Raw genomic sequence first — 21,629 nt, 5'->3', positions numbered from 1 at the left:
TGTCCGATCGTGTCGTTGTCGCCCCGCCTCGCCGACGCCTAACGTCGAAGGGATCGATGCGGAAGGGAGAGCGGTGATGACGACCTCGCAGACCGACCGGGTCGCGGCCGCCCGGCTCGCGTGGGCCGCCCTGAAGCTGACCCGGGCCGGCCGGCACCCCGTCGGGGTCGAGCGGCTGGCCGCGATCGTCGGCGTCGCGCCGGCCGAAGTGCGCCGGCTCGTCGAGCTGATCGGCTTCACCCTGCACCGCGACCTCGTCAGCACCGGCCCCGCGCCGCGCGGCGCCCACCACCGGCTCCAGCCGGCCGAAGGCACCCTCGGCGCCGGCCCGGACGGCACCGTCGACATGTTCCTGCTGGCCATCGCCACCGGCGAGCGCGTGCACGCCGCCGCGACCTGCCCGGTCACCGGCACCCGCATCCAGATCGAGCTCACCGCGCACGGGATCGTGCAGGCCGACCCGCGCACGGCCGTGGTCGCCGCCGTCGACCTCGGGTTCGGGCTCGAGCGCGCCGACGCCATGGCGTGCGCCGGCCAGCCCTTCTTCGCCTCCGCCTCGGCCGCCGCCGGCTGGGTGGTCACCCACCCCGGCGGGCGGATCTACCAGGTCGCCGCCTACCTGGCCCAGGCCCACCGGCTGGTCGCCGCGCTGGAGGCCCGCCCGAAGTACGTGCTCTGACCACTGCGCAAGCCAAGCCTGCCGACGTCGTACGCTGGGCTGTTCGTTAGCCTTTCCAGGCAGCGAGAACCCCATGTCGAAGGAGAGCAGTCGCAGTGCTCCGCACTCACAACGCCGGCACCCTGCGTGCCGAGCAGGCCGGACAGACCGTCACCCTCACCGGATGGGTGGCCCGGCGGCGAGATCACGGCGGCGTCATCTTCATCGACCTGAGGGACGCCAGCGGCGTCGCCCAGGTCGTCTTCCGCGAGGGCGAGATGGCCGAGCGCGCCCACGCGCTGCGCTCGGAGTTCTGCGTCAAGATCGTCGGCGAGGTCGCGAAGCGCCCCGAGGGCAACGCGAACGCCGAGATCCCCACCGGGGAGATCGAGGTCCTCGCGACCGAGCTCGAGGTGCTGTCCGAGGCCGCGCCGCTGCCGTTCCCGATCGACGACCGGGTCGACGTCGGCGAGGAGATCCGCCTCAAGCACCGCTACCTCGACCTGCGCCGCAGCGGCCCGGCCGCGGCCATGCGGCTGCGCAGCGAGGTCAGCCGCGCCGCGCGCGAGGTGCTGCACAACCAGGACTTCGTCGAGATCGAGACGCCGACGATGACCCGCTCCACCCCGGAAGGCGCCCGCGACTTCCTGGTCCCGGCCCGGCTCAAGCCCGGCTCCTGGTACGCCCTGCCGCAGTCGCCGCAGCTGTTCAAGCAGCTGCTCATGGTCGGCGGCATGGAGCGGTACTACCAGATCGCGCGCTGCTACCGGGACGAAGACTTCCGCGCCGACCGCCAGCCGGAGTTCACCCAGCTCGACATCGAGATGAGCTTCGTCGAGCAGGACGACGTCATCGCCATCGGCGAGCAGATCGTCTCCGCGCTGTGGAAGCTGATCGGGCACGAGATCCCGCGGCCGATCCCGCGCATCACCTACCACGAGGCGATGGCCAAGTACGGCTCGGACAAGCCGGACCTGCGCTTCGACCTCGAGATCACCGACATGACGGAGTTCTTCGCCGACACTCCGTTCCGTGTGTTCCAGGCGCCCTACGTCGGCTCGGTCGTGATGGCCGGCGGCGCCGACCAGCCGCGCCGCCAGCTCGACGCGTGGCAGGAGTGGGCCAAGCAGCGCGGCGCGCGCGGCCTCGCGTACATCCTCGTCAACGAGGACGGCACGCTCGGCGGCCCGGTCGCGAAGAACCTGTCCGAGACCGAGCGCGAGAACGTCGCCGCCGCGGCGGGCGCCAAGCCGGGCGACTGCATCTTCTTCTCCGCGGGCAAGGCCTCGAGCACGCAGCCGCTGCTCGGCGCCGCGCGCGACGAGATCGGCAAGCGCCTCGGCCTGATCGACGAGGACGCCTGGTCGTTCGTGTGGGTCGTCGACGCGCCGCTGTTCGCGCCGGTCGAGGACATCGGCGACGACGTCGCCGTCGGCTCCGGCAAGTGGACCGCGGTGCACCACGCGTTCACCTCGCCGACCCCGGAGTGGATCGACAAGTTCGAGCAGGACCCGGGCAACGCGCTGGCCTACGCCTACGACATCGTCTGCAACGGCAACGAGATCGGCGGCGGGTCGATCCGTATCCACCGCGGCGACGTCCAGAAGCGCGTCTTCGCGCTGATGGGCCTCGGCGAAGAGGAAGCGCAGGAGAAGTTCGGCTTCCTGCTCGACGCCTTCGCGTTCGGCCCGCCGCCGCACGGCGGCATCGCGTTCGGCTGGGACCGCATCGTCATGCTGCTGGCCAAGGCCGACTCGCTGCGGGACGTCATCGCGTTCCCGAAGACCGGTGGCGGCTACGACCCGCTGACCGCGGCACCGGCGCCGATCACGGCGCAGCAGCGCAAGGAAGCCGGCATCGACGCGAAGCCCGCCGCGCCCCCGCAGCACTAGTGCTGCACCTCAGGGCCGTGTGCCCGCCGGACAAGAGCGCCCAGGCGCTCGACATCCTGCGGGCCCACGCCGGGGTGGCGCACCTGATCGTGCACCGCGGCGCGGCCGTTTCGCCCGAGGGTGACCTGGTCGAGGCCGACATCGCGCGCGAGGCGGCGGACGAGATCGTCGAGGCGCTGTGCGTGCTCGAGCTCGACCACGCCGGCGGCATCACGCTCGAAGCGATCGACACCGCGTTGTCCGACGCCGCCGACGAGGCGGAGGAAGCGGCGCCGGGCGAGGCCGCGGACGCCGTGGTGTGGCAGGAGCTGCTGTCGCGCACCGGCGAGGAGTCGCGGCTCAACGTGACGTTCCTGGCGTTCCTCACGATCGCCTGCCTGCTGGCGGCGGTCGGCGTGCTGACGGACTCCGCGGTGACGATCGTCGGCGCGATGGTCGTCGGCCCGGAGTTCGGGCCCCTGGCCGCGCTCGCGGTCGGCCTGGTGCTGCGGCGGTGGGACCTCGTCCGGCTCGCGGGCGCGGCGCTGGGGATCGGCTTCCCGCTGGCCATGGTCGTCACGCTGGGCGGCGCGCTGCTGGTCCGCGTCACCGACGTCTTCGGCGCGCAGGCGTTCGAGCTGAAACAGCACAGCGAGGTCGACTTCGTGTTCTCGGTCGGCGTACCGTCGCTGGTTGTGGCGATGCTGGCCGGAGCGGCCGGGATGCTCGCCATGACGTCGGCGAAGTCGGCCGCCCTGGTCGGGGTGTTCATCTCCGTGACCACGGTGCCGGCAGCGGGGTACGCGGTCGTGGCTGCCGTGGCGGGGGAGTGGAACCGATGCGTCCAATCGGTGGGTCAGCTGCTCGTGAACCTCCTCGGAATCGTTGCAGCAGCGGCCATTGTGTTGATCGTGCGCCGGAATGGGCAACGTTCACCGGTGGGGATGCGTCCGCTTTCACGGGGATGACCTCGCCCGGGCCGGGATGCACCTTCTTGTCCGGATGTCAGTAGTCATGGTTGCTCAGTCACGAGTAGGGTCGGTGACAATGACAGTCGACACCTCCTCCACCGGCGATGCTGGGGTCGGGGCAGGAGCCGAGCACCTCGCCATCGCCGCGGCGGTCGCGGCGGGCGAGTCCGTTCTCTCGCGCCGGTTCGGCAGTGCGATCACGCTGGTCGCGCCCGAGGACCTCGCCGGGAGCGGGCCGGCGACGGTGGTCCGGGCGAGAGTGGTGTCGTCGTCGTTCGCGCTGCCGCGCACGCTGGTCATCAAGCACTACCCGGACGAGCCGGCCTCGGGGGCCGACCCGTTCGCCCAGGAGGCGGTCAGCTACCAGCTGTTCACGGCGCTGGCGCCGGACGAGCGGATGTGCCCGGAGCTGCTGGCCCACGACGGCCGCGACCGCGTGCTGGTGCTGGAGGACCTCGGCCGCACGCCGACGCTGGAGGACAAGCTCTACGCCCGCGACTCCCGCGCGGCCGAGCGCGCGCTGCTGTCGTGGGCGCGTTCGCTGGGCCGGCTGCACGCGAGCACGGCGGGGCGTGAGGCCGACTTCAACGCGCTGCTGCGGCGCCTCGGCGGCCCGGCGAAGACCGACCCCGCCGGCGACGAGCTGTACGACCACGTGCCGTCGGTGATCCAGGAGCGGCTGGGCATCCCGGCACCGGAAGACTTCCTCGCGCAGGTGGCGGCGGCGCGGGAGCAGTCGCGGTCGGCGGGTTTCCGCGCGTTCAGCCCGGTGGAGCTGAGCCCGGACAACAACCTGGTGACGGGCGAGAGCGTCCGGTTCCTCGACTTCGAGTACGGCCGCGTCCGCTCGGCCCTGGTCGACGCGGCGCACCTGAGGCTGCCGTTCGCGAGCTGGCCGGACGCGCTGGCCCTGCCGGCGGGCATGAGCGAGGCGATGGTCGCGGCCTGGCGCGCGGAGGTGGTCGGGGTCTGGCCGGCACTGGCCGACGACGAGGTCCTGGCCGAGCAGCTGACGCTCAGCGAGCTGCTGCGCGTGTGGCTGATCACGGGCGAGGAGCTGGGGTCCCTGGACCTGTCCCGGCACGCAGCCCCGGTGAGCCGCGAGGCGGCGCTGGTGACGTGGTGGCGCGACCTGGCCAAGCACGCGGGGTACGTCCGGATGACGGCGGTTTCGGAGTTCGCGGCCCGCGTGGCGGCGGCCTTGGCGGCCCGGCTGGGCCCGCACGCCGACCTGGCGTTCTACCCGGCTTTCCGCTGAGCTTCGGCCGGTTGTCCACGGGCCGGCCGTGCGTGGCCGACATTGCCGAGTCCTGACGGCAGGGCGGCCCGGGTGGGGCGGCTTTGGCGGCCCGGCTGGGCCCGCACGCCGATCTGGCGTTCTACCCGGCTTTCCGCTGAGCCCGCTTGCTCCGGCGCGGACTCCGACATTTCGCCCACCTGTGAGGTGAGCGTCAAGAATTAGGCGCCCGGTCGCGGGCGTGTTACCTCGTCCTCACCGCAAGTGAGCTTCCGTGGCCGATGGTCGTGGGCGTGACCGTGATGAGTGTCGAAGTCACCCCCGAACCCTCCCGCCCGAGCCGCCCCGTGCTCGCGGCCGTGCCGTCGGCGAAGCCGCCGGTGAACCCGGCCCGGCCGCTCAAGCGCGCCCGGCGGCTCGTCGTGCTCGGTGACTCCACCGCCGTCGGGCTCGGTGATCCCCTGCCTCGGCGTGGGGGCTGGCGGGGCGTCGGCCCGCTCGTCGCCGCCGCGCTCGGGGTCGACGACAGCGGCTACCTGAACCCCGCCTTCGCCGGTGCCCGGATGCGGTGCGTGCTCACCGAACAGGTGCCCGCCGCCGTCGCGCACCGGCCTGATGTCGCGCTGCTCGTGGCCGGCATGAACGACACCCTGCGCCCGGACTTCGACGCCGCCCGGATCGCCGCCGACCTCACCGAGGTCATCCATCGGCTGCGCCAGGTGAACACCACCGTCGTCCCGGTCCGGTTCCACGACCACAGCAAGGTCTTCCGCCTCCCGGCGTCGCTCAAGCGCGCCCTCAGCGCCCGCGTCGCCGAGCTGAACGCCGCCATCGACGAGGTCGTCGCCCGCGAGGGCGTGCCCTGCCTCGACCTCGACCGCCTCCCCGGCGCCTACGACCTGGCCGTCTGGAGCGTCGACCGGCTGCACCCCTCCGAACTCGGCCACCGCCTGCTCGCGGACGGCTTCACCGGCCTCCTCGCCGAAGCCGGCTTCGCCGTTCCCGAGCCGGTGAGCCTCACCTGCGGCGGCGGGGTCGAGCCCAGCGCCGCCGGGCACGTGGGGTGGCTGGTGCTCAAGGGAATCCCGTGGCTCTGGCGCCGCGGCCGCGAATTCCTGCCCTACGCCGCGGTCATCATGTGGAACTCGTTCCGCGCCCGCTGAACACCCGCACCGCTTCCGCGTCCGAAGCCGGGTTGCGGACGAAGTAGTCCGCCCACTCCTCGATGCCGGGATAACCCGACCGCGAAACCAGGAACCGGCACGCCGCCTCCACGTCATACTGCGTGCGCCGCAGCTGGACGCCGTCGCCGAGCAGGGCCCAGTGCGCCCCCCTTGCGCCGTAAGGCATTCCGACGCTGCCCGGGTTGACGACCAGCCGCCGGTCCGTGAGCCGGACGAACGGCATGTGCGTGTGCCCCAGCACGACGGTCTCCTCGGCCACCCCGGAAAAGACCTCGGCCCAGCGCTCCAGCGGACTGTCGACGAGCACGATCTCCGTGTCGTCGCGCGGGGTTGCGTGGCAGAACAGCACGCCGTCGAGCGACACCGTCAGCGGCAGCGCGTCGAGCACCGGCAGGTCCGCGGGACGCAGCTGCTCCGCCGCCCACGGGAAGATCGGGTCCGGGACGAACTCCCCGGTCCCGCGCGCCGACGCCGCCAGTTCCCGGTCCGCGTTGCCGCGCACCCAGATCGCCCGGGAACCCAGCGCCAGCAACCGGTCGAGGGTTTCCACCGGCATCGGGCCGGCGAGCATGTCGCCGAGCAGCACGATCCGGTCCGCCGCCTCGACGTCCGGCTCGGCGAGCACCGCCTCCAACGCCGGGAGGACGCCGTGGATGTCCGACAGCACCGCCACGTTCATCGGTCCACCCTCGGGCACGGCGGCGCCCCGGGCGAGGGATTTCGCCCAGGGCGCAACCGGGTCACGCCGTGGTGAGCGGCAGCTCCCGCACCCCCGTCATGTTCGGGTTCACCTGGAACTTCGGCGGCTCACCGGGAATCGTGCGCAGCGCCGGGTAGCGGTCGAAGAGGATGTCCAGCGCCACCCGGCCTTCGAGCCGGGCGAGCGGCGCCCCGATGCAGAAGTGGATCCCGCGGCCGAACGCGAGGTGCGGGTTGGGGTCGCGCAGCGGGTTGAACGTGTCGGGCTCCGCGAACACCCGGTCGTCCCGGTTGGCCGCCGCCACCCAGACCATCAGCATCTGGTCCGCGGGCACGGTCACCCCGCCCAGCTCCACCTCGCGCGTGGTCGCGCGGGCCACCGCCGCGAACGGCGACAGGTACCGCAGCGACTCCTCGATCGCCGGCGGCACCAGCGACCGGTCGGCGCGCACGCGCTCGTCCCACTCGCGGTGGGTGTCGAGGCACAGCACCGCGTTGCCGAGCAGCATCGTGGTGGTGATGTGCCCGGCCAGCAGCAGGACGTTGGCGAAGTTGACGACCTCGTTGCGGGTGAGCTTCTCCCCGTCGAGCTCGGCTTCGACGAGCTTCGTCAGCAGGTCCTCCCGGGGCTGCTTCCGCCGTTCGTCGACGTGCACGCCGAGGTAGTCGACGAGCGCCTTCTGCCCCTCCAGGGACTTCTTGACCGCCTCCTGCCGTCCCTCGGTCTGGTCCTTCAGCGAGAACTGCTCCGAGGAGCTGAACAGCTTGTCCACCCAGCCCTTGAACAGGTGCCGGTCGCTCGCGGGGACCCCCAGCAGCTCCGCGATGACGATCACCGGCAACGGGTAGGCCAGGTCTTCGACCAGCTCGAGCCGGCCGGACGACCCCGCCGCGTCGAGCATCTCGTTCGTCACCGCGGCGATGCGCGGCTCCAGGTCCGCGACGACCTTCGGCGTGAACGCCCGGCTGACGAGCTTGCGCATCTTGTTGTGCAGCGGCGGGTCCAGCTGCAGCAGGTTGCCCGCCTGCATCTCCTCGAAGTCGATGTCGGGGTCGACGTCGGTCATCATCTCCTTCGGCACCAGCCGGGTGGTGTCCGAGGAGAACGTCGCCGGGTCGCGCAGGACCTCTTCGGCTTCCGGGTGCCCGTAGACGTTCCAGAACCCGAGGTCGGCCGCGTGGTGCACGCGCTCTTCGGGCTGCTTCCCCCGCAGCCAGAACTGGGATTCGTGGAGGCCCCAGGTGTCCGCTTGTGTGGTGGTCATGTCCGCCCCTTCTTTCCCCTGTGTGGCCCCGGGATCAGCCGGGTGCCTTGGTGGGATCGTGTGCGTAGATCCCTTGCCGGTAGCCCGAGACGAGCTCCTCGAGCGCCGAACCCAGCTCCGCCGCCACGGCCGCGACCGCGCGGGGATCGGGCTCCCCGGCCGGCTCGAACGCGGTGCGGATCAGGTACGCGAGGACCTCCGCCTTCTCCTCCAGCGGAATGCCCTCGAACTCGTCGGAAAGCGTGTCGCCCAGGTAGAAACCCAGGGTCGACGTGTTCAGCGCGTAGGTCAGGTTCGGCACGTCCGAGCGGACCAGCCCGTGCCGGAGCATCGCCTCTTCGAACTGCCTGCGCAGTTCGTCCTGCTGCTTGCGCAGGGCGAGGTCGCCGAGCGAGCCGAACATGTCGGCGTTGCCGCGCAGCATCGCCATCACCAGCGGCCGCCGGTGGGTGACGAGGAACGACGCCGAGATCATCCGGTGCGGGAGGATCATCGCCGGGTCGGCCCGGATCCGCCCCAGGATCTCGTCGGTCAGGTCGGCCGACTCGCGCATCATCAGCGCTTGGAACAGCAGTTCCTTGTTGCGCCAGTGCAGGTAGACGGTGCCCTTGCCGATGCCGACCGCGCGTGCGATGTCGTCGACCGCCACCTTCCGGTAGCCCATGCGCAGCAGCAGCTCGCCCGCCGCGTCCAGGATGCGGTCGGCGCGCTCGCGGTTGGGATGGCTCATGCGTCTCCACCTGCTGATCGTTGAAGATTTGACCTGTTGACCGGAATCGCACTTTCGGTCAACCAGTCATCGCGACGATAGCGCCGATGCGCCGACCACGGCAAGGGTTCTGTCGGTGCCGTCGGTTAACGTCATCCGTGTGGCACAGGACGAGCTCTTCACCGTGAACGCCGATGTCGCGCCTCCACCGGAGCGCACGACGTCGAACGCGTCCGAGACGCAGGCCGACCCGGCGAGCTCCCCGCTGGCCGTGCGGATGCGGCCGCGGTCGCTCGACGAGGTCGTCGGCCAGCAGCACCTGCTGCGCGAAGGGGCCCCGCTGCGGCGGCTGGTCGAGGGCGCTGCACCGGCGTCCGTGCTGCTCTACGGCCCGCCCGGCACGGGCAAGACGACGCTGGCCAACCTGGTCTCGATCGCCACCGGGCGCCGGTTCGTCGCGATGTCGGCGCTCTCGGCGGGCGTCAAGGAGGTGCGCGGCGTCATCGAGGAGGCCCGGCGGCGCCGGCAGTACAACACCGAGAACACCGTCCTGTTCATCGACGAGGTGCACCGCTTCTCCAAGACCCAGCAGGACGCCCTGCTCGGCGCGGTCGAGGACCGCACGGTCCTGCTGGTCGCGGCCACCACCGAGAACCCGTCGTTCTCCGTCGTCTCGCCGTTGCTGTCGCGCTCGCTGGTGCTGCAGCTGCGCCCGTTGACCGACGACGACATCACGCGGCTGCTGGAGCGCGCGCTGACCGACGAGCGCGGTCTCGGCGGCGAACTGACGCTGACCGACGACGCGCGTGCCCACCTCGTCCGGCTCGCGGGCGGCGACGCCCGGCGCGCGCTCACGGCACTGGAGGCGGCGGCGGACGCGGCGTCGGCCACCGAAGCGAAGACGATCGACCTGCCGACCGTAGAGTCCACTGTGGACAAAGCGGCGGTGCGCTACGACCGCGACGGCGACCAGCACTACGACGTCATCAGCGCGTTCATCAAGTCGATCCGCGGGTCCGATGTGGACGCCGCGCTGCACTACTTGGCCCGGATGATCGAGGCGGGGGAGGACCCGCGGTTCCTCGCGCGGCGGCTGGTCGTGCACGCCAGCGAGGACATCGGGCTCGCCGACCCGACGGCCTTGCAGGCGGCGGTGGCGGCCTCGCACGCCGTCCAGTTCATCGGCATGCCCGAGGGCAGGCTGGCGCTCGCGCAGGCGACGATCCACCTGGCCACGGCGCCGAAGTCGAACGCGGTCGTCACCGGCATCGACGCCGCGCTGGCCGACGTCCGCGCCGGGCTCGCCGGCACCGTCCCGCCGCACCTGCGCGACGGGCACTACGCGGGTGCGAAGAAGCTCGGCAACGCCCAGGGCTACCGCTACCCGCACAACGTCCCGGAAGGCGTGCTGGCCCAGCAGTACCCGCCGGACGAGCTGGTCGGCCGGGACTACTACGAGCCGACCCAGCGCGGCGCCGAGCGCACGCTCGCCGAGCGCGTCCCGAAGCTGCGCCGGACGATCCGCGGGGATCAGTGACTCCGGCGGACGAATCTCCGGGAACCTGATCATCGGCGTGGCCCGCGTCAGCCAAGATCATCGGGTTTCGTAAGCTTCGCGCCTTGAGGCGGCCACGAAATCGGGCCGCCGTGACCGCAGGAGGCGCTCCCGTGCCCGCGACGCTGCAGTGCATCGTCCTGGATTGTCCGGAACCGGTCGTGCTCGCGAACTTCTACCAGGAGCTGCTCGGGGGCGAAGTGGACCGGCCCGACCCGCGGTGGCGGGTCGACCAGGACTTCTCGACCCTGCACGTCGCCGGGTTGGTCCTGGGGTTCCAGCGCTCGGCGGACTACCGGCCGCCGCAGTGGCCGGACCCGGCCCACCCGCAGCAGTTCCACCTCGACTTCGAGGTCGACGACATGCGCGTGACCCACCACCAGGTCCTCATCCACGGCGGCCGGCTGCTCAGCCCGGATCCCGACGGGCGCGGCTGGCGCGTCTACGCCGACCCGGCCGGCCACCCGTTCTGCCTCCTCGGCGACTACTGACCGAGCGGGGCGTCCGGCCGTTCGGCACGATGGGGCCATGAGCGTCGCGTTTCTCGGAACCGGAATCATGGGCGCGCCGATGGCGGCCAACCTCGCGAAGGCGGGCCTCGACGTCCGGGTCTGGAACCGGACCCGGGCCAAGGCCGAGCCGCTCGCCGACGTCGCCACGGTCGCCGATTCGGCGGCCGCCGCGGCCGAGGGCGCGGACATCCTGGTGACGATGCTCGCGGACGGTCCCGCGGTCGCTTCGGCGTTCGAAGCCGCTTCGCCCGCCTCGGGCACGTTGTGGCTGCAGATGAGCACGGTGGGCCTCGACTGGACCGATCGGCTGGCCGAGGCGGCCGAGAAGGCGGGCGTGGTGTTCGTCGACGCGCCCGTGCTGGGCACGCGAACCCCGGCGGAGCAGGCACAGCTGCAGGTGCTGGCGTCCGGGCCCGAGGAGGCCCGCCCCGCGGCCACGCCGGTGTTCGACGCCGTGGCCGTGAAGACGCGGTGGCTCGGCCCGGCCGGGCAGGGGAGCCGGCTGAAGCTCGTGGTGAACGCGTGGGTGCTGGCGCTGACCAACGGAACGGCGGAGAGCCTCGGCCTGGCCCGCGGGCTGGGCCTGGACCCGGAGCTGTTCCTGGAGACGATCAAGGGCGGCGGCCTCGACGTCGGCTACGCCCACGTGAAGGGCGCCGCGATGCTGGCGGGCGAGTACCCACCGGCGTTCCCGGCCGGCTTGGCGGCGAAGGACGCGAGGCTGGTGGTCGAAGCAGCGGGCGAGGACGTCGACGTGGCGGGGGCCCGCGCGGTACTGGCCCACCTGGAGACGGCGGTGGCGGCAGGCCACGGCGAAGAGGACATGGCGGCGCTCTACCGCGCGGTGGTGAAGGAAGCCTGACGCCCGGTGGGCGCTCGTCGGTCGGCGAGGAGCGTGGCGGGCCGGTTGCCGCTCGGTCAGGCCGGGAGGAGCGTCGCCAAGCGGTCCACGCCCAGCCCGCTCGTCATCAACCGCTCCTTCGCGTTCCCGAGCAGCCGTCGCGTCCACGGTGTGAAGCCGCCGTCGCCGACGTCGGTGAGCTCGCCGCCGAAAGACGCATACACCTTGAAGCACAGCCCCTCGTAGTACCCGCCGCGTCCGCCTTCGCGCTCCGGGAACGGGTGGGTCGGCACACCCGCCTCGTCGAGCAGGCCTTCGAACCGCGGATCGAGCACCGTCACCCCGAGCGAGACCGCGGTGGCGCCCAGCGCGCGGCAGCTCGCGACCATGAGCCGGGCGTGCTCGGCCGCCGCCGCCCGTTCGAACTCCCGAGCGCCGGTGTCGCGGCCCGCCGTCACCGCGCCGAACAACGAGAAGTGCGCGAACAGCCCGGCGCGGTCGACGCGCTGGGCCCGGACCACCCGCTGGACCGTCGCCAGCCGCACCGGAGAAGACCCGGAGCGCCGGACCGCCGCTTCCAGGGCCAGGCCCGTCGTCGGGTCGGCCGCGACCTCCGTGCCGCGGCCGGTCGGCACCACCCGGTGCTGGGCCAGCCCGGTCACCGCCGAATGCGTGCCCAGCGGAACCACCGGCGCGAGCGCCACCAGGTCGAAGGAGGCGGCCGCCGCCAGGATCGCGTCCTCGACCCGCCGCAGGGAAGCGAACGGCAGCGGGCTCGCCGCGACGAACCGGTCGTCGCGGTGCCGGCGCAGCACGTCGGCCGGAGCGAGCCGGGCCGCCCGCCGCCGCGCGACCTCCAGCTGGACCGTCGTCAGGTCGGCGCCCGGCAACGCGGCCAGCACGTCGGCCGCGGCTCCGCCCGGCCCGGCGAGCACCCGCCGGCCGGGCCCGTCGTCGTGTCCCATCGCCCAGGTTTACCGCGTCGCCGCGGCGCGGAGCGAAGTGTTTTCCGGCCCGCGCGGGGTGACACGGTCGGGCACCCGGCCAGGCGGTAACCTCACCAGCACCCAAGACCGCTTATCCGAGGAGGGCCCGTGTCGGCAGGGCAGATCGCCGCGTTGATCGCCGCAGGAGCATTCGTGGTGCTGGTCGTCCTGCTGGCGATCCCGCTGATCAAGCTCGGCAAGACGCTGGACGCGGCCACCGAAGCGATCGAGCGCACCAACAGCAACACCGACCCGCTGCTGATCGGCGCGAACCAGACGATCACCCACGTCAACACCCAGCTCGAGCGGGTGGACGGGATCACGTCGAACGCTCAGGCCGTCACCGGGAACGTCTCCGCGCTGACGTCGGTGTTCACCGCGACCCTGGGCGGCCCGCTGGTCAAGACCGCGGCGCTGTCCTACGGCCTGTCCAAGGCGATCCGCGCGCGCAAGAAGAAGAGCGCCGCGAAGGCCGCGAAGAAGGCCGGCAAGTGAAGCGGCTGTTCTGGCTCGGCGTCGGCGTGGTCACCGGGGTCGTGCTGTCGCGCAAGGCCGCCGAAACGGCTCGTCAGGCCACTCCCGCGGGGTTAGCATCGAACCTGGGCGACGCCGTGCGCGAGCTGGCGGGCGCCGTGGGTTCCTTCGGCGCCGAGGTGCGCGCCGGGATGAACGAACGCGAGCAGGAGTTGCACGACATGGTCGAGGAGCGGACGGGCGTCACGGCGCCGCGCGCCGAGGGCAGGCACGCCGCCGCCCGGCGCCCCGTCCGGCGAGCTCGCCGGGCGGAAGGCTGACTCCGGCCGCGTCCGGACCCTTCCGCCGTCGCCGTCTTCCCGCACTCCGGCTCCAGCACAAGGACTGACCCGTGGACACACACGAAATCACCGATCGTTTCCTGCGCCATTTCGAGGGCAAGGGCCACACGCGCGTGCCGAGCGCGCCGCTGATCCTCGACGACCCCAACCTGCTGTTCGTCAACGCCGGCATGGTGCAGTTCAAGCCGTACTTCCTCGGTGAGGCGCCGCCGCCGTACCCGCGCGCGACCTCCGTGCAGAAGTGCGTGCGCACGCCGGACATCGACGAGGTCGGCAAGACCACCCGGCACAACACGTTCTTCCAGATGGCCGGCAACTTCTCCTTCGGCGACTACTTCAAGGAAGGCGCCATCGAGTACGCCTGGGAGCTGATCACCAAGCCCCAGAGCGAAGGCGGCTACGGCCTCGACCCGAACCGCATCTGGGCGACCGTCTACAACGACGACTCCGAGGCCGCGGGGCTGTGGCGCAAGCTCACCGGCCTGCCCACCGAGCGGATCCAGGAGCGCGACGGCAAGGACAACTACTGGGACATGGGCGTGCCCGGTCCCGGCGGCCCGTGCTCGGAGATCTACTACGACCGCGGCCCGGCGTACGGCCGCGAGGGCGGCCCGGTCGCGGACGAGGACCGCTACATCGAGATCTGGAACCTCGTCTTCATGCAGGACGTCCGCGGCGACCTGAGCCCCAAGCTCGGGCACAAGCCGATCGGCGAGCTGCCGAAGAAGAACATCGACACCGGCATGGGCGTCGAGCGCGTCGCGACGATCCTGCAGGGCGTCGAGAACGTCTACGAGACCGACCTCGTGCGCCCGGTCATCGGCCGCGCGGAGGAGTTCTCCGGGCGCCGCTACGGCGGCAACCACGCCGACGACGTCCGCTTCCGGGTCATCGCCGACCACGCCCGCACCGGCGTCCTGCTGATCGGCGACGGCGTCACCCCGGGCAACGACGGCCGCGGCTACGTGCTGCGCCGGCTCCTGCGCCGCATCGTCCGCTCCACGCGCCTGCTCGGCGTGCAGGAGCCGGTGCTGCAGGAGTTCGCGAAGGTCGTGCGCGACACCATGGGCCCGACCTACCCCGAGCTGGTCGACGGCTTCGACCGGATCAGCGAGGTCGTCCGGATCGAGGAGGAGGCCTTCCTCTCGACCCTGACCAGCGGTTCGCGCATCTTCGACCTCGCCGCCGAGGAGACCAAGCGCGGCGGCGGCGACGTGCTGGCCGGCGACAAGGCCTTCCAGCTGCACGACACGTACGGCTTCCCGATCGACCTGACCCTGGAGATGGCGTCCGAGCAGGGCCTGAGCGTCGACGAAGAGGGCTTCCGCACGCTCATGAACGAGCAGCGGACCCGCGCGAAGGCGGACGCGGCGGCGCGCAAGACCGGCCACGGCGACCTCTCGGAGTACCGGAAGGTCCTGGAGCAGCACGGCGAGACCGAGTTCCTCGGCTACACCGACCTGCAAGCCGAGGCGAAGGTCGTCGCGCTGCTCGAAGACGGTCAGCCGGTCCGCAGCGTCTCCGCGGGCAAGAAGGCGGAGCTGGTCCTCGACCGCACGCCGTTCTACGCCGAGAGCGGTGGCCAGGTCGCCGACACCGGCGTCCTGCTGGGCGACGGCGTCGAGCTGAAGGTCCTCGACGTCCAGAAGATCGTCCCGGGCCTGTTCGTGCACCGCGTCGAGGTGGTCGACGGCGAGGTCGGGCTAGACACGAAGGTCACCGGTTCGGTCGACGCGCACCGGCGGCTGTCCATCGAGCGCTCGCACTCCGCGACGCACCTGGTGCACGCGGCCGTCCGCGGTGCGTACGGCAAGCGCGCGGCGCAGGCGGGTTCGCTGAACTCGCCCGGCCGCATGCGGTTCGACTTCACCACCCCGGGCTCGGTGTCGGCGGACGTGCTGACCGAGGTCGAGCAGGAGGTCAACGACTACCTGCAGACCAACGTCGAGGTGCAGAGCTTCACCACGACCAAGGACAAGGCGCTCGAGCTGGGCGCGGTCGCGCTGTTCGGCGAGAAGTACGGCAACGACGTCCGCGTGGTCGACATGGGCGAGTACTCCCGCGAGCTCTGCGGTGGCACGCACGTCGACCGGATCGGCCAGCTCGGCCTGGTCAAGCTGGTCTCTGACGCCTCCATCGGCTCGGGCGTGCACCGCGTCGAGGCGCTCGTCGGCAGCGACGCGCTGAAGTACGTCCGCAAGGAGCAGCTGCTGGTCTCGCAGCTGGCGAACACCTTCAAGGTGCCGTCGGAGGAGCTGCCGGGCCGCATCGAGGACGTCCTGACCCGGCTGAAGAACGCCGAGAAGGAGATCACGCAGCTCAAGACCCAGCAGGTGCTGGGCTCGGCGGGCTCGCTGCTCGACAAGGCGCAGGAGATCGGCGGCGTCACCGTGGTGGCCGAGGTCGTCCCGGACGTCGACGGCAACGGCCTGCGCGCGCTCGCCTCCGACATCCGCGGCCGGCTCGGCACGCGGCCCGGCGTGGTGGCGCTGTTCTCACCGGCCGGCGAGAAGCTGAGCTTCGTCGTCGCGACGACCAAGGCGGCCCAGGACAAGGGCATCGCCGCGGGCAAGCTCGTGCCGTCGTTCGCCGAAAAGATCGGCGGCCGCGGCGGCGGCAAGCCCGACATGGCCCAGGGCGGTGGCACGAACCCGGCCGGGGCGAACGACGCGGTCACGGCCCTGCGTTCGGCGATTGCCGGCATTGGTTAACCGCGGAAACCGCGGCCCGGATCGGCCCGGCGTGGGCGATCCGGGCCGGGGGCGGCGGCTCGGCGTCGATGTCGGATCCGTCCGGGTCGGGGTGGCGCTGAGCGATCCGGCCCCCGTGCTCGCGTCGCCATTGGTTACCCTCTCCCGCGATGCGACCGACGACAGTGATCTGGACCAGCTGGCCGCCCTCGTCACCGAACACGAGGTGGTCGAGGTGATCGTGGGACTGCCGCGTACGCTCGCCAACCGGCAGGGTCCGGCGGCCGAGCTGGCGATCGCGTATTCTGAACGCCTGGCCGGGCGCGTCGCGCCCGTGCCGGTCCGGCTGGGCGACGAGCGGCTGACCACGGTCACCGCATCCCGCATCCTCTCCCAGCGCGGGGTCAAAGGCCGCAAGCAGCGTGCGGTGGTCGACCAGGCCGCCGCCGTCGAGATCCTGCAGGCCTGGATCGACGCCGCAGCTGCGCACCGCGCCCGGGAGGGAGACCGATGAACGACCAGCCACCTGAGCCCCCACGGGGGCGCAGGCGACTCCGCGAGCCGGGACCGGCCACCCCGCCGCCGTCTCGGCCCGCACCACGTCGTGCGGACCCGCACGACCCCCACGCGAGTGGGTACCAGGAGCTTCCGCAGCCGTCGCGGCGCAGTGGCTCCTACGAGAGCGGCTCCCACGAGCTGCCCCAGCCGTCCCGCCGGGCGCGGCCCGAGGCGGGCTACGACCCGCGCCGCGACGCACCGCCGTCCGGCCGCCGTCGCCGCCTCGAGCCGCCGGGCACGCTGCCCCCGGCCGACGACGAGTTCGACCCGCGGGAGGCCGAGCGCTCGGCTCCCGTCCGGGCCCGCCACGGTCTCGACGACGGCGCCGAAGCCCAGGCCCCGCGCCGCCGCCGCGCGGCCCCGGACCCCGGCGAGCCCGCCGAACCCCGGCGCCGGCGGCCGGCCCCGGCCGCGGAGGAAGCGCCTTCCCGGCGCCGCCGTCCCGCGCCGGTCCCGGACGAGCCGGCCGACGCACGCCGTCGCCGGCCGACCCCCGAAGAGCTGGCCGAAGCCGAGGCCGCGCGTCGCCACCAGGCGATGCTCGACCTGGAAGAGGCCGCCGAAGCGCAGGCCGCCCGGCTCCGCGGCGCGCCCGACGAGGGCCAGGCCCCGCGCCGCCCCCGGGGCGCCTCGGACGAGGTGGCCGACCTCGCCCGCTTCCGGGCCGAGGCCGCCGAACCGCCGCCCGGCCGGCGCCGGGCCGCGCCCGACCCGGCCGAAGCCGATCCACGGCGGCGCCGTGCGGCACCCGATCCCGAAGAGGTCGATGCGCGCCGGCGTCGTGCGGCGCTCGATCCCGACGCCGCGGCCGACTCCCGGGCACCGGAGTCCCCGCGGGGGCCCGTCCAGCCGGGTGACCGCTCTGTCGGCGTGCCCGAACCCGGCGTGGCGCCGCCCCGGCGCCGTCGGCCGCCGCCCCCGCCCGTGCGCGAGGAGCCGGTGACCGACATCATCCCGGCGCAGGCCCCGGCGCCCCCGGCCGAGCCGTCGCACGAGGAGCCCGAGGAGTTCTTCGCCGAGGACGACGAGTACGCGGAGTACGACGACTACGACGAGTACGCCGACGACTACGAGGAATACGACGAAGCCGAGTACGAAGCCGACGAGTACGAAGACGAGCCGAAGAAGCCGCGCAAGAAGAAGGGCAAGCGCGCCCTGGGCTGGGTCGCCGCGCTCGTCGTGATCGTGCTGCTCGCGGGCGGCGCCTACTACGGCTTCAACAAGATCTTCGGCTACGAAGACTTCGAGGGGGCCGGCGACGGGGACGTGCTGTTCCAGGTCGACGACGGCGACTCGACGTCGGCGATCGGCACGAAGCTCGCGACGGCGGGTGTCGTCGCCAGCGGCAAGGCGTTCGTCAAGGCCGGCGAGGACAACCCGAAGCTCTCGCGGATCCAGCACGGCTTCTACGTGATGAAGGCGCACATGTCCGGGGCCAGCGCGGTCGACCGGATCCTCGCGCCGGCGTCGCGGGTCGGCCAGCTGGAGATCCGGCCGTACACGCAGTTCGACGACATCACCCAGCCCGACGGCAAGGTGACGCCCGGTGTGTACAGCCTGATGGCGAAGGCGTCGTGCGCGCAGATCGACGGCAAGAGCACCTGCGTCTCGGCCGACGACCTGCGCAAGGCCGTCGACGCGGCGGACCTCAAGACGCTCGGCGTGCCGGACTGGGCGATCGAGCCCGCGAACAAGGCCGACCGCAAGGACCGCAGGCTCGAGGGCCTGATCGCGCCGGGCCTCTACGACGTCCGCCCCGGCGCGAGCGCGCAGGAGATCATCGGCCAGCTGGTGCGCAGTTCGACCGAGGCGATCCAGAACGCCGGCCTGAGCCCGCAGTCGACCGGCCCGGAGATGACGCCGTACCAGACGCTGATCATCGCGTCGATCATCGAACGCGAGGCGGTGAAGGCCGACTTCGGCAAGCTCTCGCGGGTCATCTACAACCGGCTGGCGATCAACATGCGGCTGCAGATGGACTCGACGGTCAACTACATCCTGGACCGCCCGACGCTGCTGACCAACGAAGCCGACCGCGTGAAGTCCGGGGCGTACAACACGTACAAGATCAACGGGCTGCCGCCGACGCCGATCTCGGTGCCGAGCCCCGACGCCATCCAGGCGGCGGTGCACCCGGTGGCGGGGGACTGGGTCTACTTCGTCAAGTGCGAGAAGAACGGCCTGTCCTGCTTCGCGGTCACCAACGACGAGCACAACAAGAACCGGGACCTGGCCAGGGACCGTGGTGTCATCTGAGCCGCGCAAGGCCGCGGTCCTGGGCAAGCCGGTGGCACATTCGCTGTCCCCGGTGCTGCACGGCGCCGCGTTCGCCGCGCTCGGCCTGACCGGCTGGACGTACGAGCGGATCGAGACGGGTGCCGAGGAGCTCCCCGGCCTGATCGCCGGCCTCGGCCCGGAGTGGGCCGGGCTGTCGGTCACCATGCCGGGCAAGCGTGCGGCGCTGGACCACGCCGACGAGGTGACGCCGCGCGCGGCCGCGGTCGGCGCGGCCAACACCCTGGTCCGCACCGCGAAGGGCTGGCTGGCGGACTGCACCGACGTCGACGGCGTCACCGGGGCGCTGCGGGTGGCGGGCGGCTACGAGCCGTCGCCCGGGGACACCGGTGTCGTGCTCGGCGCGGGCGGCACCGCGGCCGCGGCGGTCGTCGCGCTCGCGGCGCTGGGCGTGCGGCAGGTGCGCCTGGTCGTGCGGGATCCCGCACGGGCCGGCGAAACCCTCGACGCGGCGAAGCGGGCCGCACTCGACGTCGACGTGCTTCGCTGGTCGGAGACGGACTTCGCGGCCCTGGGGTCCGCCTCGGTGCTGGTGAACACCGTGCCGCCGGACGCCGTGGACCCGCACGTGGCCGAGCTGGCGGCGGTCGCGCACGTCCTCGACGTTATCTACCACCCGTGGCCGACGCCGCTGGCCGAAGCCGTCGCGGCCCGCGGCGGCCGGCTCGCGACCGGGCTGGACATGCTGCTGCACCAGGCGTTCGGGCAGGCCGAGCACTTCACCGGCCGGCCGGCCCCGCGCGCCGCGATGCGCGACGCCCTGCGCGAAGCCACCGGGAACCTGCTGCCGCTGCCGATCGGCTGAATAATCGCTTGCCCGCGTTGATAATCTGATCGACTGCCTTGAAGAAGGGGGTCTACCGGAATGACCAGCCAAGATGCGTTGAGCGAAGCCGAGATCGAGTCGAACTGGGTCGGCGGTGACGCGCCGCAGCTCAACTCCACGGTCACCCTCGTCGACTACGACCCGGAGTGGCCGAAGCTCTTCGAACGCGAGGCCGAGCGGATCCGCGGCGTGCTGGGGGAGCAGGTGCTCGTCCTCGAGCACGTCGGGTCGACGTCGGTGCCGGGGCTGTGCGCCAAGCCCTGCGTCGACATCCTGCTCGAGGTGCCGGACTCCGACGCCGAGGGCGCGTACCTCCCGGCGCTGGAGGCCGCGGGCTACCGGCTCGTGATCCGCGAGCCGGACTGGGAGAAGCACCGCTGCTTCAAGGGCCCGGACACGAACATCAACCTGCACGTCTATTCGCCGGGCAACGGCCAGACACCGCGCTACCGGCTCTTCCGCGACCGGCTGCGGTCGCACCTGGAGGAGCTCGAACTCTACGCGGCGAAGAAGCGCGAGCTGGGTGCGCGGGAGTGGAAGTACATCCAGCAGTACGCCGAAGCCAAGACGGCGGTGGTCGAGGAGATCCTCGGCCGCGCGCGGGCCGAGCAGTACGACGGCTACAGCCAGGCCTACGCCGAGCACGCGGCGAAGAGCGTCACCAACGCGTGCTACGACCGGCCGGCGATCGTCGACCTGGCGGGTGACGTGTCCGGACGGCGCGTGCTGGACGTCGGCTGCGCGGCGGGGCACCTGAGCGCGCTGCTGGCCGAGCGGGGCGCGGACGTCCTCGGCGTCGACGCCAGCGCGGGGATGGTTTCCGTCGCCCGGCGCGAGTTCGGCGAGGTGGCGCGGTTCGACGTCGTGGACATCAGCGGTCCGCTGCCGCTGCCGGACGCCTCGATCGACGTCATCACGGCGTCGCTGGTGCTGCACTACCTGCCGGATTGGACTGCCACCCTGGCCGAGTTCCGGCGCGTCCTGCGGCCGGGCGGGGTGCTGGTGTTCTCGGTGCACCACCCGGGCGAGGACTGGCGCTGGTTCGACAAGGACGACTACTTCCAGCTCGAACTGCTCGAAGACGACTTCGGCCTCGACGGGAAACCGCACCCGGTCCGGTTCTACCGGCGCCCGCTGAGCTGGACGTTCCAGGCGGTCCGCGACGCCGGGTTCGCGGTCGACCGCCTGGTCGAGCCGATGCCGGTGCCGGCGGCGGCCGAGACCGACCCGAAGTGGGCGGCGAACCTGCGGACGAAGCCGCGGTTCCTCTACTTCCGGGCCGTCAGTCCTTCTTAGCCAGATCCCGGATGAGGTCGACGATCTCCCGGCTGACCGGGCGGAACACCCGCAGCCGGGAGAGCGCGGCCAGCCGGGCGATCAGCGGGACGCTGCGCTCGACCAGCATCCGGCTGCGCTTCTGCCCGGCCGAGCGGTCGTGGACCCAGAACAGCACCACGCCCATCTGGTAGAGCCAGAGCAGCTCGGGCAGCTGGGCGCGCAGCTCCGGGTCGAGCTTGACGTCGGAGCCGTCGACGACCTCGCGCATGAGGCCGATCGAGGCTTCGCGGGCGGCCGAGGAGTCGTCGCTGAACGGGCTCAGCGGCGACTCCGGGTCGGCCGCGTTGACGAAGAACTGCGTGCCGAAGCGCTGGTAGGGCTCGGCGATGTCCAGCCAGCACAGGAGCACGGTCTTCAGGCGGGCGGCGAAGGCGGTCTCGCCGCCGATCCGGGCGCGGGCCTTGTCGAGGTGCTGTCTCGCGATCTCGTCGTAGAAACCCTGGATGAGCTGTTCTTTCGACGAGAAGTAGTAGTAGGCGTTCCCGACGGAGACACCCGCTCCGGCGGCGATCGCGCGCATCGTCGTGCGGTCGTAGCCGTTCTCGGTGAACAGCCGCATCGCGGTCGTGACGATCAGGGACCGCGTTTCCTCGCTCTTGGCCACGTGCGGCACGTTAGC

20 protein-coding genes are annotated in these 21,629 nt (G+C 72.1%); 15 read left to right on the top strand and 5 right to left on the bottom strand.

All coding sequences use genetic code 11. The features are described from left to right. The first annotated feature begins 76 nt into the window (after positions 1 to 76). The 5 genes from merB to QSK39_RS40555 all read left to right on the top strand — a co-directional run bounded on the left by merB (position 77) and on the right by QSK39_RS40555 (position 5,900). Positions 77 to 679 carry an organomercurial lyase gene (gene merB / locus QSK39_RS40575; protein WP_285483130.1) on the top strand — a complete coding sequence of 201 codons (603 nt, stop codon included), beginning with the start codon at positions 77 to 79 and terminating at the stop codon, positions 677 to 679. A 95-nt stretch (positions 680 to 774) separates the two neighbouring features. Continuing rightward, a complete protein-coding gene (gene aspS / locus QSK39_RS40570; protein ID WP_285483129.1) occupies positions 775 to 2,550 on the top strand; it encodes an aspartate--tRNA ligase in 1,776 nt (591 codons plus the stop codon). Further along, complete coding sequence (locus QSK39_RS40565) at positions 2,550 to 3,497, top strand: DUF389 domain-containing protein (protein WP_285483128.1); 948 nt, start codon at positions 2,550 to 2,552, stop codon at positions 3,495 to 3,497. The genes aspS and QSK39_RS40565 overlap by 1 nt, the downstream gene beginning before the upstream one ends. A 79-nt stretch (positions 3,498 to 3,576) precedes the next feature. After that, entirely contained in the window at positions 3,577 to 4,758 is a 1,182-nt protein-coding gene (locus QSK39_RS40560; protein ID WP_285483127.1) for a phosphotransferase, read from the top strand. A gap of 260 nt (positions 4,759 to 5,018) precedes the next feature. After that, positions 5,019 to 5,900, top strand: a complete 882-nt coding sequence (locus tag QSK39_RS40555) for an SGNH/GDSL hydrolase family protein (protein ID WP_285483126.1) — start codon at positions 5,019 to 5,021, stop codon at positions 5,898 to 5,900. Here the strand turns inward: QSK39_RS40555 and QSK39_RS40550 are convergent. From QSK39_RS40550 to QSK39_RS40540, 3 genes are all read right to left on the bottom strand, one after another. Then, on the bottom strand, positions 5,872 to 6,600 hold the full coding sequence (locus QSK39_RS40550; RefSeq protein ID WP_285483125.1) for a metallophosphoesterase family protein: 729 nt from the start codon (positions 6,598 to 6,600) through the stop codon (positions 5,872 to 5,874). The genes QSK39_RS40555 and QSK39_RS40550 overlap by 29 nt on opposite strands. A gap of 61 nt (positions 6,601 to 6,661) precedes the next feature. Continuing rightward, a complete protein-coding gene (locus QSK39_RS40545) occupies positions 6,662 to 7,885 on the bottom strand; it encodes a cytochrome P450 (RefSeq protein WP_285483124.1) in 1,224 nt (407 codons plus the stop codon). 34 nt (positions 7,886 to 7,919) lie between these two features. Continuing rightward, positions 7,920 to 8,615 carry a TetR/AcrR family transcriptional regulator gene (locus QSK39_RS40540; RefSeq protein ID WP_285483123.1) on the bottom strand — a complete coding sequence of 232 codons (696 nt, stop codon included), beginning with the start codon at positions 8,613 to 8,615 and terminating at the stop codon, positions 7,920 to 7,922. Positions 8,616 to 8,754: 139 nt separating this feature from the next. Here QSK39_RS40540 and QSK39_RS40535 point away from each other — a divergent pair, with 139 nt between their 5' ends. The 3 genes from QSK39_RS40535 (at position 8,755) to QSK39_RS40525 (ending at position 11,523) form a co-directional block, all read left to right on the top strand. Continuing rightward, entirely contained in the window at positions 8,755 to 10,131 is a 1,377-nt protein-coding gene (locus QSK39_RS40535; RefSeq protein ID WP_285483122.1) for a replication-associated recombination protein A, read from the top strand. 131 nt (positions 10,132 to 10,262) lie between these two features. Further along, a complete protein-coding gene (locus QSK39_RS40530) occupies positions 10,263 to 10,640 on the top strand; it encodes a VOC family protein (RefSeq protein WP_285483121.1) in 378 nt (125 codons plus the stop codon). A gap of 37 nt (positions 10,641 to 10,677) precedes the next feature. Then, a complete protein-coding gene (locus QSK39_RS40525; protein WP_285483120.1) occupies positions 10,678 to 11,523 on the top strand; it encodes an NAD(P)-dependent oxidoreductase in 846 nt (281 codons plus the stop codon). Between the two features lie 56 nt (positions 11,524 to 11,579). Here the strand turns inward: QSK39_RS40525 and QSK39_RS40520 are convergent, their stop codons facing one another. Further along, entirely contained in the window at positions 11,580 to 12,467 is an 888-nt protein-coding gene (locus tag QSK39_RS40520) for a hypothetical protein (protein WP_285483119.1), read from the bottom strand. 129 nt (positions 12,468 to 12,596) lie between these two features. Between QSK39_RS40520 and QSK39_RS40515 the strand changes: the two genes are divergently transcribed. From QSK39_RS40515 to QSK39_RS40485, 7 genes are all read left to right on the top strand, one after another. Next, positions 12,597 to 12,983 (top strand): DUF948 domain-containing protein, encoded by a 387-nt coding sequence (locus tag QSK39_RS40515; protein ID WP_284745343.1) that lies wholly within the window; start codon positions 12,597 to 12,599, stop codon positions 12,981 to 12,983. Then, the gene (locus QSK39_RS40510; protein ID WP_191316307.1) at positions 12,980 to 13,282 is read left to right on the top strand and encodes a hypothetical protein; all 303 of its coding nucleotides are present in this window, start codon (positions 12,980 to 12,982) and stop codon (positions 13,280 to 13,282) included. Before QSK39_RS40515 ends, QSK39_RS40510 begins: the two co-directional genes overlap by 4 nt. Positions 13,283 to 13,353: 71 nt before the next feature. Continuing rightward, the gene (gene alaS, locus QSK39_RS40505; RefSeq protein ID WP_285483118.1) at positions 13,354 to 16,014 is read left to right on the top strand and encodes an alanine--tRNA ligase; all 2,661 of its coding nucleotides are present in this window, start codon (positions 13,354 to 13,356) and stop codon (positions 16,012 to 16,014) included. A gap of 31 nt (positions 16,015 to 16,045) precedes the next feature. Continuing rightward, positions 16,046 to 16,507, top strand: coding sequence for a Holliday junction resolvase RuvX (gene ruvX / locus QSK39_RS40500; protein WP_285483117.1), 462 nt, complete (start codon positions 16,046 to 16,048; stop codon positions 16,505 to 16,507). Beyond that, complete coding sequence (gene mltG, locus QSK39_RS40495; protein WP_285483116.1) at positions 16,504 to 18,807, top strand: endolytic transglycosylase MltG; 2,304 nt, start codon at positions 16,504 to 16,506, stop codon at positions 18,805 to 18,807. Before ruvX ends, mltG begins: the two co-directional genes overlap by 4 nt. Continuing rightward, a complete protein-coding gene (locus QSK39_RS40490; protein WP_285483115.1) occupies positions 18,797 to 19,651 on the top strand; it encodes a shikimate dehydrogenase in 855 nt (284 codons plus the stop codon). The genes mltG and QSK39_RS40490 overlap by 11 nt, the downstream gene beginning before the upstream one ends. A 60-nt stretch (positions 19,652 to 19,711) precedes the next feature. Then, positions 19,712 to 20,968: a GrpB family protein gene (locus tag QSK39_RS40485; protein ID WP_285483114.1), complete on the top strand. Its 1,257-nt coding sequence runs from the start codon at positions 19,712 to 19,714 to the stop codon at positions 20,966 to 20,968. Here the strand turns inward: QSK39_RS40485 and QSK39_RS40480 are convergent. Beyond that, entirely contained in the window at positions 20,955 to 21,614 is a 660-nt protein-coding gene (locus QSK39_RS40480) for a TetR/AcrR family transcriptional regulator (RefSeq protein WP_285483113.1), read from the bottom strand. The two genes, QSK39_RS40485 and QSK39_RS40480, sit on opposite strands and share 14 nt — an antisense overlap. Between the last annotated feature and the right edge of the window lie 15 nt (positions 21,615 to 21,629).

It is taken from the genome of Amycolatopsis sp. NBRC 101858, assembly GCF_030269325.1.
Classification (GTDB): domain Bacteria; phylum Actinomycetota; class Actinomycetes; order Mycobacteriales; family Pseudonocardiaceae; genus Amycolatopsis; species Amycolatopsis ponsaeliensis.
The sequence above is the reverse complement of the archived record's forward strand: the minus strand, read 5'-3'. Positions and strand labels throughout refer to the sequence as shown.